Origin of the sequence: Streptomyces sp. NPDC005808 (assembly GCF_042871385.1) — a bacterium.
Classification (GTDB): domain Bacteria; phylum Actinomycetota; class Actinomycetes; order Streptomycetales; family Streptomycetaceae; genus Streptomyces.
This window is the reverse complement of sequence record NZ_JBIAIK010000010.1, coordinates 54744-68230: the sequence shown is the minus strand read 5'-3', so window position 1 is coordinate 68230 and position 13487 is coordinate 54744. Positions and strand designations below refer to the sequence as shown.

At 69.4% G+C, this 13487-nt stretch carries 13 protein-coding genes; 12 read left to right on the top strand and 1 reads right to left on the bottom strand.

Annotated features, from left to right (window positions below; genetic code table 11):
- Positions 1 to 2 precede the first annotated feature (2 nt).
- The 12 genes from ACFYPC_RS22620 to nusB all read left to right on the top strand — a co-directional run bounded on the left by ACFYPC_RS22620 (position 3) and on the right by nusB (position 12595).
- Entirely contained in the window at positions 3 to 359 is a 357-nt protein-coding gene (locus tag ACFYPC_RS22620) for a DUF6167 family protein (protein WP_388679035.1), read from the top strand.
- Positions 359 to 3031: an alanine--tRNA ligase gene (gene alaS, locus ACFYPC_RS22615; RefSeq protein WP_388679033.1), complete on the top strand. Its 2673-nt coding sequence runs from the start codon at positions 359 to 361 to the stop codon at positions 3029 to 3031. Before ACFYPC_RS22620 ends, alaS begins: the two co-directional genes overlap by 1 nt.
- Positions 3032 to 3042: 11 nt before the next feature.
- Entirely contained in the window at positions 3043 to 3507 is a 465-nt protein-coding gene (gene ruvX / locus ACFYPC_RS22610; RefSeq protein ID WP_388679031.1) for a Holliday junction resolvase RuvX, read from the top strand.
- A 125-nt stretch (positions 3508 to 3632) separates the two neighbouring features.
- Positions 3633 to 5468: an endolytic transglycosylase MltG gene (gene mltG / locus ACFYPC_RS22605; protein WP_388679028.1), complete on the top strand. Its 1836-nt coding sequence runs from the start codon at positions 3633 to 3635 to the stop codon at positions 5466 to 5468.
- On the top strand, positions 5458 to 6297 hold the full coding sequence (locus ACFYPC_RS22600; RefSeq protein WP_388679025.1) for a shikimate dehydrogenase: 840 nt from the start codon (positions 5458 to 5460) through the stop codon (positions 6295 to 6297). The genes mltG and ACFYPC_RS22600 overlap by 11 nt, the downstream gene beginning before the upstream one ends.
- A gap of 164 nt (positions 6298 to 6461) precedes the next feature.
- Entirely contained in the window at positions 6462 to 7646 is a 1185-nt protein-coding gene (aroC, locus tag ACFYPC_RS22595; RefSeq protein ID WP_388679022.1) for a chorismate synthase, read from the top strand.
- 29 nt (positions 7647 to 7675) lie between these two features.
- The gene (locus ACFYPC_RS22590; protein WP_388679467.1) at positions 7676 to 8158 is read left to right on the top strand and encodes a shikimate kinase; all 483 of its coding nucleotides are present in this window, start codon (positions 7676 to 7678) and stop codon (positions 8156 to 8158) included.
- The gene (gene aroB / locus ACFYPC_RS22585; protein WP_388679019.1) at positions 8155 to 9246 is read left to right on the top strand and encodes a 3-dehydroquinate synthase; all 1092 of its coding nucleotides are present in this window, start codon (positions 8155 to 8157) and stop codon (positions 9244 to 9246) included. The genes ACFYPC_RS22590 and aroB overlap by 4 nt, the downstream gene beginning before the upstream one ends.
- 211 nt (positions 9247 to 9457) lie before the next feature.
- Positions 9458 to 10309 carry a Pro-rich N-terminal domain-containing protein gene (locus ACFYPC_RS22580; protein ID WP_388679017.1) on the top strand — a complete coding sequence of 284 codons (852 nt, stop codon included), beginning with the start codon at positions 9458 to 9460 and terminating at the stop codon, positions 10307 to 10309.
- A gap of 116 nt (positions 10310 to 10425) precedes the next feature.
- On the top strand, positions 10426 to 11532 hold the full coding sequence (locus ACFYPC_RS22575; RefSeq protein ID WP_388679015.1) for a M24 family metallopeptidase: 1107 nt from the start codon (positions 10426 to 10428) through the stop codon (positions 11530 to 11532).
- 59 nt (positions 11533 to 11591) lie between these two features.
- The gene (gene efp, locus ACFYPC_RS22570) at positions 11592 to 12158 is read left to right on the top strand and encodes an elongation factor P (protein WP_266467608.1); all 567 of its coding nucleotides are present in this window, start codon (positions 11592 to 11594) and stop codon (positions 12156 to 12158) included.
- Between the two features lie 2 nt (positions 12159 to 12160).
- Positions 12161 to 12595: a transcription antitermination factor NusB gene (gene nusB / locus ACFYPC_RS22565; RefSeq protein WP_384389259.1), complete on the top strand. Its 435-nt coding sequence runs from the start codon at positions 12161 to 12163 to the stop codon at positions 12593 to 12595.
- 195 nt (positions 12596 to 12790) lie between these two features.
- Here the strand turns inward: nusB and bldD are convergent, their stop codons facing one another.
- Positions 12791 to 13291 (bottom strand): transcriptional regulator BldD, encoded by a 501-nt coding sequence (bldD, locus tag ACFYPC_RS22560; RefSeq protein WP_067366005.1) that lies wholly within the window; start codon positions 13289 to 13291, stop codon positions 12791 to 12793.
- Positions 13292 to 13487 lie beyond the last annotated feature (196 nt).

The following is a 13487-nucleotide window of genomic DNA, read 5'->3' as shown; positions in this document are numbered from 1 at the left end:
CGATGTTCCGCCGTACGTTCTGGTTCACCGCGGGCGCAGCCGCGGGCGTGTGGGCCACCACCAAAGTCAACCGCAAGCTCAGGCAGCTGACCCCCGAGAGCCTCGCGGCGCAGGCCGCGAACAAGGCGATCGACGCGGGCCACCGGCTCAAGGACTTCGCGCTCGACGTCCGCGACGGCATGCTCCAGCGCGAGGCCGAACTCGACGAGGTGCTCGGTCTGAACGCGCCCGTCGACCGCGAACTGCCGGGCCCCCGACGCCGTGCCGCGATCGAGAACCGCAACAACCCGGACTACAGCAAGAACCCGACGTACGTCGAGAGGTCGACGTACACGTACAACCGGAATGAGGACCACTGATGGAGTCGGCCGAGATTCGCCGCCGCTGGTTGAGCTTCTACGAGGAGCGCGGTCACACCGTCGTCCCCTCGGCGTCGCTCATCGCGGACGACCCGACTCTGCTCCTGGTCCCCGCGGGCATGGTCCCCTTCAAGCCGTACTTCCTCGGTGAGGTCAAGCCGCCGTGGCCGCGCGCCACCAGCGTGCAGAAGTGCGTGCGCACGCCCGACATCGAAGAGGTCGGCAAGACCACCCGGCACGGCACCTTCTTCCAGATGTGCGGCAACTTCTCCTTCGGCGACTACTTCAAGGAAGGCGCCATCACCTACGCCTGGGAGCTGCTCACCTCGCCCCAGGACAAGGGTGGTTACGGGCTCGACCCGGAGCGCCTGTGGATCACGGTCTATCTGGACGACGACGAGGCCGAGCAGATCTGGCGCGAGAAGATCGGCGTCCCCGCCGAGCGCATCCAGCGCCTCGGCAAGAAGGACAACTACTGGTCCATGGGGGTCCCCGGCCCCTGTGGTCCGTGTTCCGAGATCAACTACGACCGTGGTCCGGAGTTCGGTGTCGAGGGCGGCCCGGCCGTCAATGACGAGCGGTACGTGGAGATCTGGAACCTGGTCTTCATGCAGTACGAGCGCGGCGAGGGCACCTCGAAGGAGGACTTCGAGATCCTCGGCGAGCTGCCCAGCAAGAACATCGACACCGGCCTCGGCCTTGAACGTCTCGCCATGATCCTGCAGGACGTGCAGAACCTGTACGAGATCGACACCTCGATGGCCGTCATCAAGAAGGCCACCGAGCTGACCGGCGTCGAGTACGGCGCGGCCCCGGCCTCCGACGTCTCGCTGCGCGTGGTCACCGACCACATGCGTACGTCCGTGATGCTCATCGGTGACGGCGTCTCGCCCGGCAACGAAGGCCGTGGCTATGTGCTGCGGCGCATCATGCGCCGTGCCATCCGCAACATGCGGCTGCTCGGAGCCACCGGCCCGGTCGTGCAGGACCTCGTCGACGTCGTCATCGAGATGATGGGCCGGCAGTACCCGGAGCTGGTCTCCGACCGCAGGCGCATCGAGACCGTGGCCCTCGCCGAGGAGGCCGCCTTCGTCAAGACGCTGAGGGCCGGCACGAACATCCTCGACACCGCCGTCTCGGAGACCAAGGCCGCCGGCGGCAAGGTGCTGGCCGGCGACAAGGCCTTCCTGCTCCACGACACCTGGGGCTTCCCGATCGACCTCACCCTCGAAATGGCCGCCGAACAGGGCCTTTCGGTGGACGAGGACGGCTTCCGCCGCCTGATGAAGGAACAGCGGGACAAGGCCAAGGCCGACGCCCGGTCCAAGAAGACCGGCCACGCCGACCTCGGCGCCTACCGCCAGATCGCCGACGCCGCCGGTGAGACCGACTTCATCGGATACGACAGAACCGAGGGCGAGTCGACGGTCGTCGGCATCCTGGTCGACGGCGCCTCGTCGCCCGCCGCCACCGAGGGCGACGAGGTCGAGATCGTCCTCGACCGCACCCCGTTCTACGCCGAGGGGGGCGGCCAGATCGGCGACACCGGGCGCATCAGGCTCGACACGGGTGCCGTCGTCGAGGTCCGCGACTGCCAGAAGCCGGTCCCGGGTGTGTACGTCCACAAGGGCGTCGTCCAGGTCGGCGAGGTCACCCTCGGTGCCAAGGCCCAGGCCTCCATCGACGCCCGCCGCCGCAAGGCCATCGCCCGCGCCCACTCGGCCACGCACCTCACCCACCAGGCGCTGCGCGACGCCCTCGGCCCGACGGCCGCCCAGGCCGGTTCCGAGAACCAGCCCGGCCGTTTCCGCTTCGACTTCGGCTCACCGGCCGCCGTACCGCACACGGTGATGGCCGATGTCGAGCAGCAGATCAACGAGGTGCTCGCCCGCGACCTGGACGTGCACGCCGAGGTCCTGAGCCTCGACGAGGCCAAGAAGCAGGGCGCCATCGCCGAGTTCGGCGAGAAGTACGGCGAGCGCGTCCGTGTCGTCACCATCGGCGACTTCTCCAAGGAACTGTGCGGCGGCACGCACGTCCACAACACCGCCCAGCTGGGCCTGGTCAAGCTGCTCGGCGAGTCGTCCATCGGCTCCGGCGTGCGCCGCATCGAAGCCCTGGTCGGCGTGGACGCGTACAACTTCCTCGCCCGTGAGCACACGGTGGTCGCCCAGCTCCAGGAGCTGGTCAAGGGCCGTCCCGAGGAGCTCCCGGAGAAGGTCTCCGCCATGCTCGGCAAGCTGAAGGACGCCGAGAAGGAGATCGAGAAGTTCCGCGCGGAGAAGGTCCTCCAGGCCGCCGGCGGTCTCGTCGACTCCGCCAAGGACGTACGCGGTGTCGCTCTCGTCGCCGGCCAGGTCCCGGACGGCACCAGCGCCGACGACCTGCGCAAGCTGGTCCTCGACGTGCGCGGCCGCATCCAGGGCGGACGGCCCGCCGTGGTCGCCCTGTTCACGACGGCGAACGGCAAGCCGCTCACGGTCATCGCCACCAACGAAGCCGCCCGAGAGCGCGGTCTCAAGGCCGGCGACCTGGTCCGTACGGCCGCCAAGACCCTCGGCGGCGGCGGTGGCGGCAAGCCGGACGTCGCCCAGGGCGGTGGCCAGAACCCGGCGGCTGTCGGCGAGGCCATCGACGCGGTCGAGCGGCTCGTCGCCGAGACGGCCAAGTAGGGGCTTCGGACATGCGCAGAGGACGTCGTCTTGCGATCGACGTCGGGGATGCCCGTATCGGGGTCGCGTCCTGCGACCCCGACGGGATCCTCGCGACTCCGGTCGAGACGGTCCCGGGGCGCGATGTCCCGGCCGCGCACCGCCGGTTGAAGCAGCTTGTCGAGGAGTACGAACCGATCGAGGTGATCGTCGGCCTCCCTCGCTCCCTCAAGGGCGGCGAGGGCCCGGCCGCGGTCAAGGTCCGTGCCTTCGTCCAGGACCTCGCCCGCGGCATCGCTCCCGTTCCGGTCCGGCTCGTGGACGAGCGCATGACCACGGTGACGGCCAGTCAGGGCCTGCGCGCCTCGGGCGTGAAGGCCAAGAAGGGCAGGTCCGTCATCGATCAGGCAGCCGCCGTGATCATCCTTCAGCAGGCTTTGGAGTCCGAACGGGTGTCGGGTAGATCTCCCGGCGAGGGCGTCGAAGTGGTTGTCTGATCGCGATACGGTAACGTTCCGCGCGATGCGGCTCTGTTCGAACAGCCGCCGCACAGCAGAAGAGACGGAACGGAGGCGGTGCCGCAAGCACCGCGTGCCCGCCGCCTCGCGGCTCTAGGGGATCAATGACTGAGTATGGCCGGGGCCCAGGCTCCGAACCGTGGCATCCGGAGGACCCGTTGTTCGGGGACAACGGATGGGGAGGGCAGGCCGACGACGGCCAACCCCCCTACGGCGGCCAGCCGCAGCAGTATCCGCAGCAGCCGCAACAGCAACAACACCAGCAGCAGCACCAGCAGTACGGCGAGTGGGCCACCGGTCAGCAGGGTGGCTACGGCCAGGAACAGCAGCAGTATCAGGGCCAGGGGCCCCAGCAGTTCCCTGCCCAGAGTCAGCAGCCCTACGTCGACCAGGGTCAGCAGCAGTACGCGGACCAGAGCCAGCAGCAGTACGGCGGTCAAGGGCAACAGCCCTACGCGGGCCAGGGTCAGCAACAGCAGTATCTGAATCAGGGTCAGCAACAGCAGCACGGCGGTCAGGGCCAGCAGCAGTACGACAACAGCGGCTGGGGCAACGGGGCGCACCAGCAGGTCCCCTACCCCGCCGACCCGGCTGACCCCTACGGCGGCCAGCCCGTCGCGTACGGCGGGGAGCAGCCCGACCAGTACGGGACCCCCGACGCCTACCCGCCGCCCGAGCCGCCGGCCCGCCGTCGCGCCGAACCCGAGCCGAAGACCGACTGGGATCCCGGACCCGATCAGGGTGAGCACGCCTTCTTCGCGGGGGGCGGCGACGATGACGACGACTCCGCCGACGACGATCCGAAGGGCCGCGGCGGACGAGGTGACAAGAAGGGCCGAGGCGGCGGCAAGGGCAAGAAACGCCGCAGCGGGTGTGCCTGTCTGGTGGTCGTCCTGGTCTTCGGGGGCGGGATCGGCGGGGTCGGGTATTTCGGGTACCAGTTCTACCAGGATCGTTTCGGCGCGGCGCCCGACTATGCGGGGGACGGCACGAGCGAGACGGTGACGGTCGAAATCCCCGAGGGTTCGGGCGGGTACGCGATCGGTCAGAAGCTGAAGGAAGCAGGCGTCGTCAAGAGTGTCGACGCCTTCGTTTCGGCGCAGTCGCAGAGCCCCGATGGAGACAAGATCCAGGCGGGCGCCTATCTGCTGAAGAAAGAGATGTCGGCGCAGAGTGCGGTCGAGATGATGCTCGACCCGAAGAGTCAGAACAACGTGATCGTCACACCCGGTCAGCGCAACGTTGATGTTTACGCAAATATCGACAAGAAACTCGAAATTGCTGACGGTACCACCAAGAGTGTCGCCGAGAAGGAATACAAGAGCCTCGGACTTCCGGACTGGGCCAACAACAGCAGCAAGATCAAGGATCCGCTGGAAGGTTTCCTCTACCCGGCAACGTATCCGGCTGCCAAGGGTATGAAGCCCGCGGACGTATTGAAGAAAATGGTCGGGCAGGCCGCCGAGAAGTACGGCGAGTACGATCTCGAAGCGAAAGCCAAGACGCTCAACCTGGACAACCCGTTGCAGGTCATCACGGTTGCGAGCCTTGTTCAGGCCGAAGGCATCACGCACGATGACTTCAAGAAGATGGCCGCCGTCGTCTACAACCGCCTCAAGTCGACGAACACGGTGACCAATCAGAAGCTCGAATTCGACTCGACGTACAACTATCTCAAGAACGAGAGCAAGATCGATATCTCCACCACGGAGATCCGGAATTACGACGATCCGTACAACACGTACTTCTACAAGGGTCTTCCGCCCGGGCCGATCGGAAATCCAGGCGATGACGCGCTGAATGCCGCGATGAATCCGGACAGTGGTGGATGGATGTTCTTCATCTCCATCGACGGAAAGACGACCGATTTCACCAAGACCTTGGCCGAGCACGAGAAGTTGGTCGAAGAGTTCAATGCGCAACGCGCCAATGACGGCTGAGCACAGGAAAGGGCGCCGCGCCGCGGTACTCGGTTCTCCCATCGCCCACTCCCTGTCCCCGGTGCTGCACCGTGCCGCCTACGCGGAACTCGGCCTCGCTGACTGGTCGTACGACCGTTTCGAGGTCGACGAGGAGGCGCTGCCGGAGTTCTTCGGGAAGCTCGGGCCGGAGTGGGCAGGGCTGTCGCTGACGATGCCGTTGAAGAGGGCCGTGATCCCACTGCTCGACGAGATCAGTGAGACGGCGGGCTCGGTGGAGGCAGTCAACACGGTCGTGTTCACCGAGGACGGCCGTCGTGTGGGTGACAACACCGACATCCCCGGGATGGTCGCCGCCCTGCGCGAACGGGGTATCGAGCAGGTCGACTCCGCCGCGATCCTCGGTGCCGGCGCCACCGCCTCGTCGGCGCTCGCCGCGCTGGCACGGATCTGCACGGGCGAGGTCGTCGCATACGTCCGCAGCGCGAAGCGTGCCGCCGAGATGCGGCAATGGGGCGGCCGCCTGGACGTCGACGTGCGCATCGCCGACTGGGCCGAGGCCGACCGGGCGCTGCGCGCGCCACTGGTGATCGCCACCACTCCTGCGGGCGCCACGGACGCGCTGGCATCCGCCGTCCCCGAGCAGCCGGCCGCCCTCTTCGACGTGCTGTACGACCCGTGGCCGACCCGGCTCGCGGCGCGCTGGTCGGCGTACGGCGGGGCTGTCGTGAGCGGGCTCGATCTGCTGGTGCACCAGGCGGTGCTCCAGGTCGAGCAGATGACCGGGCGTTCCCCCGCGCCGCTCGACGCCATGCGGAAGGCCGGCGAGCACGCTCTCGCCGGGCGCTGACCCGCCGGGGTCCGTCCGTCTGATGGACCTGTGACCGGTTCTGATACGTGGACGTGGGAGGATCGGGGTGGCGGGCCTGGGCCGCGCACCCGGCCGCGCCGTCGCGGTACGCGAGGACACGCGTACGCAGCAGCAGTACCAGGGCGCGAGCATGAGGAGCACCGTTGAGCAGGTTGCGCTGGCTGACCGCGGGGGAATCCCACGGTCCCGCACTTGTCGCGACGCTGGAGGGACTTCCCGCCGGCGTGCCGATCACCACGGACATGGTGGCGGACCATCTGGCCCGGCGGCGGCTCGGCTATGGGCGCGGTGCCCGGATGAAGTTCGAGCGCGACGAGATCACCTTCCTGGGCGGCGTACGCCACGGGCTCACCCTCGGTTCGCCGGTGGCCATCATGGTCGGCAACACCGAGTGGCCCAAGTGGGAGCAGGTCATGGCGGCCGACCCCATCGATCCCGAGATCCTCGCCGACGTGGCCCGCAACGCTCCGCTGACCCGGCCCCGGCCCGGTCACGCGGACCTCGCGGGCATGCAGAAGTACGGCTTCGACGAGGCCAGGCCGATCCTGGAGCGGGCCAGCGCGCGGGAGACGGCGGCGCGGGTGGCGCTGGGTGCGGTGGCCCGTTCGTACCTGAAGGAGACGGCCGGGATCGAGATCGTCTCGCATGTCGTCGAACTGGCGGCGGCGAAGGCCCCGTACGGCCTCTACCCCAAGCCCTCCGATGTGGAGAAGCTCGACGCCGACCCGGTGCGCTGCCTGGACAGTGACGCGTCGAAGGCGATGGTCGCGGAGATCGACCAGGCCCACAAGGACGGCGACACGCTCGGTGGTGTGGTCGAGGTGCTGGCGTACGGCGTGCCGGTGGGTCTCGGCTCGCACGTGCACTGGGACCGGCGGCTGGATGCCCGGCTCGCGGCCGCGCTCATGGGGATCCAGGCGATCAAGGGTGTCGAGGTCGGCGACGGGTTCGAGCTGGCGCGGGTGCCGGGGTCGCAGGCGCACGACGAGATTGCTCGGACGGAGGACGGCATCAGGCGCACCACCGGGCGTTCCGGCGGCACCGAGGGCGGTCTGACCACCGGTGAGCTGTTGCGCGTACGTGCGGCGATGAAGCCGATCGCGACCGTGCCGCGCGCGCTGGCGACCATCGATGTGGCCACCGGTGAGGCGGCCAAGGCGCATCACCAGCGTTCGGACGTGTGCGCGGTTCCGGCAGCCGGGATCGTCGCGGAGGCGATGGTGGCGCTGGTTCTGGCGGACGCGGTGGCGGAGAAGTTCGGCGGGGACAGCGTCCCGGAGACCCGCCGCAACGTGCGGTCCTACCTCGAGAACCTGGTCGTACGGTGACCGGTCCGCGGATCGTCCTCGTCGGCCCGATGGGCGTGGGCAAGTCCACGGTGGGTGCGCTGCTCGCCGAGCGGCTCGGCTGTGTCTACCGGGACACCGACGACGACATCGTGGGCGAGCAGGGCCGCACCATCGCCGACATCTTCGTCGACGAGGGTGAGCCGGTCTTCCGCGCGATCGAGAAGCAGGCCGTGAAGCGGGCGCTGGCCGAGCACGACGGTGTCCTGGCGCTCGGCGGCGGCGCGATCCTGGACGAGGAGACACGCGCTCTGCTCGCCGGGCACCAGGTCGTGTACCTCTCGATGGACGTCGAGGAAGCGGTCAAGCGCACCGGCCTGAACGCGGCGCGGCCGCTGCTGGCCGTCAACCCGCGCCGGCAGTGGCGTGAGCTGATGGAGGCGCGCCGCGACCTGTACACCGAGGTCGCCCGGGCGGTCGTCGCCACCGACGACCGCATCCCCGAAGAGGTCACCCAAGCGGTCCTCGACGCACTGGAGTTGAAGGAAGCATGAGCGAGGCAGTGACCCGTATCCAGGTCGGCGGAACCGCGGGCACCGAGCCCTACGAGGTCCTGGTCGGCCGTCAACTCCTCGGTGAGCTCGGCGCCTTGATCGGTGACAAGGCGCAGCGGGTCGCGGTCATCCACCCCGAGTCGCTCGCCGGCACCGGTGAGGCCCTCCGTGCCGACCTGGCCGAGCAGGGCTACGAGGCCGTCGCCATCCAGGTGCCGAACGCCGAGGAGGCCAAGACCGCCGAGGTCGCCGCGTACTGCTGGAAGGCGCTCGGGCAGTCCGGCTTCACCCGTACCGACGTCATCGTGGGCGTCGGCGGCGGCGCCACCACCGACCTGGCCGGGTTCGTGGCGGCGACCTGGCTGCGCGGGGTGCGCTGGATCGTCGTCCCGACCACGGTGCTGGCCATGGTGGACGCGGCGGTCGGCGGCAAGACCGGCATCAACACCGCCGAGGGCAAGAACCTCGTCGGAGCCTTCCACCCGCCGGCCGGTGTGCTCTGCGACCTGGCCGCGCTGGACTCGCTGCCGGTCAACGACTTCGTGTCCGGGCTCGCCGAGGTCATCAAGGCCGGTTTCATCGCCGACCCGGTGATCCTGGAGCTCATCGAGGAGGATCCGGAGGCGGCCCGTACGCCGGCCGGTCCGCACACGGCCGAGCTGATCGAGCGGTCCATCAAGGTCAAGGCGGAAGTCGTCTCCGGCGACCTCAAGGAGTCCGGGCTGCGCGAGATCCTCAACTACGGTCACACCCTCGCGCACGCGATCGAGAAGAACGAGCGCTACAAGTGGCGGCACGGCGCGGCCGTCTCCGTCGGTATGCACTTCGCCGCCGAACTCGGCCGCCTCGCGGGCCGGTTGGACGACGCGACCGCCGACCGCCACCGTACGATCCTGGAGTCCGTGGGCCTCCCGCTGAGCTACCGCTACGACCAGTGGCCCAAGCTCCTGGAGAACATGAAGGTCGACAAGAAGTCCCGCGGCAACCTGCTCCGCTTCATCGTCCTCGACGGCCTCGCCAAGCCGACCGTCCTGGAGGGCCCCGACCCGGCCGTTCTCCTCGCCGCGTACGCCGAAGTGGGGGAGTAGGCGCGGATCGACGGCTCGGGGCGACGTGACTTAAGAACTTAACGTCCAACGGGCCCGCACTTGGCCCGATTTGCCCCTGGCCGACGGGCACTTCGTACCCTCCCCGGCCGTTCACACAACGGCGGCCGGGGAAGGTACCGTTCGGTAGCGAGCGGGACCGAGACCCCGTTCGCGCAGCGCCAATTGCCTGTACGAGACGGAGTGGCACCGGATGCAGCACGCAGTGGGGGGTCCGCTGCCGCCGCCCCACCAGCCGGGGCAGGGACCGGCCGCCGGCTGGTCGCCGGCCGGACCGCAGCCCGGACACCCGGGTCCCGTACCCCCGCCCCCGTCGGTCCCGGGTTTCACCGGCCCGCCACCGGGACACCTGGCGCCCCACCCGCACGTACCGCAGCACGCCCCCCTGCCGCCCAAGCCGGACACCACCGGCCATGTGCAGCTGCCCCCGGGCGGACCCGTCGCCATGCCGAGCGCGCCGCCCGTCGTCGGCCAGGCCGACCCGACGTCCACCACGCTCGCGGTGCTGCTGATCGGTCCCGCGGGCGCCGGGAAGACCAGCGTCGCCAAGTACTGGGCCGATCACCGCCGGGTCCCGACCGCCCACATCAGCCTCGACGACGTACGCGAATGGGTGCGCTCGGGCTTCGCGGACCCGCAGTCGGGGTGGAACGACCACTCGGAGGCGCAGTACCGCCTGGCCCGCCGCACCTGTGGATTCGCCGCGCGGAACTTCCTGGCCAACGGCATCTCCTGCATCCTCGACGACGCCGTCTTCCCGGACCGCCCGGTCGTCGGCCTCGGCGGCTGGAAGCGGCACGTGGGGCCGGGCCTGCTTCCCGTCGTCCTGCTGCCGGGCCTGGAGATAGTCCTGGAGCGCAACGCCGAGCGCTCCGGAAACCGCCGCCTCACCGACGAGGAAGTCGCCCGCATCCACGGCCGGATGGCCGGCTGGTACGGCTCGGGGCTCCCCATCATCGACAACTCGCAGCTCGACGTACCGACCACGGCCCGCGTCCTTGACGACGTCCTCGCACGGTCGATCGCCAGCCCGCCCCAGTGGTAGTCCGGGTGGGCCCGCGGTCGACGGCGGGCACGCCCCAGCAGTAGTCCCGGCGGGCCCGCCGCCCGTCCAGCCCCGTTGAACCGGCGCCATCCGGCCACCGCTCGTACGCTCGGTTTATGTCAGAGGTGTACGCGGCCCGCCGAGAGCGGCTCCGGGAGCGCTGTACGGCGGGCGGCAGTGCCGCGGCGCTTGTCACCCGCCCGGCCAATGTGAGGTATCTCGCCGGCGCGGCCCCGCGCGGCGCCGTCCTGCTGCTCGGCAGGGGTGAGGATGTGCTGCTCTTCGGCGGCCCGCCGGGCGGCGAGGCCGGGGAGGGACGCCCGGACCAGGCGCTGCGCGTGCAGATGCTGCCGGGCCCCGGTGGTGACCCGGCCGTCGCCGCGGCCGATGTGGCGCTGGCCCAGGGCGCCGAGTCCCTCGCGGTCGAGGAGCACCACCTGACCGTGACCCGCCACCGTGCCCTCGGCTCGGTGGCGCCACGGTTGCGCCTCGCCGACCTGGGCGGCGCGGTGGAGCAACTGCGAGTGATCAAGGACGAGGAGGAGATCTCCTGCCTGCGGATCGGCGCCGAGATCGCCGACCAGGCGCTGGGAGAGCTCCTCGAATCGATCCTCGTCGGCCGGACCGAGCGTCATCTGGCGCTCGAGCTGGAGCGCCGCCTCGTCGACCACGGCGCCGACGGCCCGGCCTTCGCGACCTCGGTCGGCACCGGCCCGAACTCCGGACGCCGTGGCCACCGGCCCACCGACCGGCGGGTCGAGGAGGGAGATTTCCTTTCCGTCTGCCTCGGCGCGAGCTACCGCGGCTACCGCTGCGAGATCGGCCGTACGTTCGTGATCGGGACCTCGCCCGCCGACTGGCAGATCGAGCTGTACGACCTCGTCTTCGCCGCCCAGCGCGCCGGACGCGAGGCGCTGGCACCCGGCGCCGCCTACCGTGACGTGGACCGCGCGGCCCGCCAGGTACTCGACTCCGCGGGGTACACGGAAGGCCTTCCTCCGCTGACCGGGCACGGTGTGGGGCTCGAAATCGACGAGGACCCGCAGCTGGCCCCCGCGGCCATGGGTAAACTGGACGCTTGCGTGCCGGTCACCGTCGAACCGGGGGTCCACATCCCGGGCCGGGGCGGTGTCCGGATCGATGACACGCTCGTCGTACGCCCCGAGGCGGACGGCGGACCCGAGCTACTCACCATTACGACCAAGGAACTGCTCGCGCTCTAGCCTTCGGGCCGCGCGCGTGCCCCGGGGTCGTCCACGTCAGTCCAGGAGATTCCGCAACCGTGGCTTCCACGAACGACCTCAAGAACGGCCTGGTGCTCAAGCTCGACGGAGGCCAGCTCTGGTCCGTCGTCGAGTTCCAGCACGTCAAGCCCGGCAAGGGCCCGGCCTTCGTGCGCACCAAGCTGAAGAACGTGCTCTCCGGCAAGGTCGTCGACAAGACGTTCAACGCCGGCGTCAAGGTCGAGACGGCCACGATCGACAAGCGGGACATGCAGTTCTCGTACATGGACGGCGAGTACTTCGTCTTCATGGACATGGACACGTACGACCAGCTGATGGTCGACCGCAAGTCCGTCGGCGATGCCGCCAACTTCCTGATCGAGGGCTTCACCGCCACCGTCGCGCAGCACGAGGGCTCGGTGCTCTTCGTCGAGCTGCCGGCCGCCGTCGAGCTCGTCATCCAGGAGACCGAGCCCGGCGTCCAGGGCGACCGCTCCACCGGCGGCACCAAGCCCGCCATCCTGGAGACCGGCCACCAGATCAACGTCCCGCTCTTCATCACCACCGGTGAGAAGATCAAGGTCGACACCCGCACGAGCGACTACCTCGGCCGGGTGAACAGCTAACCGTGGCTGCCCGCAACACGGCCCGCAAGCGCGCCTTCCAGATCCTCTTCGAGGGCGACCAGCGCGACGCGGACGTTCAGACGGTCCTCGCGGACTGGATCCGGCACTCCCGGACCGACACCCGGCAGCCGCCGGTGAGCGAGTACACGATGCAGCTGGTCGAGGGCTACGCCACCAAGGCGAGGCGGATCGACGACCTCATCGCGCAGTACTCCGTCGGCTGGACGCTCGACAGGATGCCGGTCGTCGACCGCAACATCCTGCGCCTCGGTGCCTACGAGCTGATCTGGGTCGACGAGACCCCGGACGCCGTGGTGCTCGACGAGGCGGTGCAACTGGCGAAGGAGTTCTCCACGGACGACTCACCCGCGTTCGTGAACGGCCTGCTCGGCCGCCTCAAGGACCTGAAGCCGTCACTGCGCCGGGACGAGTCCTGAGGCGAACCTCAGGACGTACCGAACGGCGCGCGAAAGTCGCGAGAACGCCGGAGGGCCCGCAGCACGTCCGCTGCGGGCCCTCCGGCGTCTCCCTGCCCCGGAGCTCCCCGAGGGCCGCAGAAAGCCGCCGGGGTGGCCGGAACGATGTGTTCCGGCCACTCCGGCGGCACGTTTCTGCTGAAGTGCGTGCTGGGATCAGCCCTCGTCGTGGGAGACCGCGCGGCGCGCGTCCGCGTCCAGGACGCCCCAGCTGATGAGCTGCTCGGTGAGGACCGAGGGCGACTGGTCGTAGATGACGGCGAGCGTGCGCAGGTCGTCCTGGCGGATCGACAGCACCTTGCCGTTGTAGTCGCCGCGCTGCGACTGGATCGTCGCGGCGTAGCGCTGCAGGGGACCCGCCTTCTCCGCCGGCACGTGGGCCAGGCGCTCCAGGTCCAGGACCAGCTTCGGCGGCGGCTCGGCGGCCCCGCCCGGAGTGGTGCCGGGCAGCAGCTCCTGCACCGGAACCCCGTAGAAGTCCGCGAGCTCGGCAAGACGCTGCACGGTGACGGCGCGGTCTCCGCGCTCGTACGAACCGACCACGACCGCCTTCCAGCGTCCCTGGGACTTCTCCTCGACGCCGTGGAGGGAAAGGCCCTGCTGGGTGCGGATGGCCCGGAGCTTGGCCCCGAGCTGTTTGGCGTATTCGCTGGACATATAGCTCCCCGGACGCTGTATCAACGTGCGGCTCGGCCGCGCGGCTGGTGACTCTGGTGACTCACTGTGAGGTTACGCAGCGTTACTCTCCTCCGTCAAGCCGAATGGTCCGGACCGACCCTTCCGTGGGAGTCACCGGGGATGGCTCGAAGGGGGGTGATCAGGCGCGTTGCGGGGCTGGTAGCGTGGATGGCGC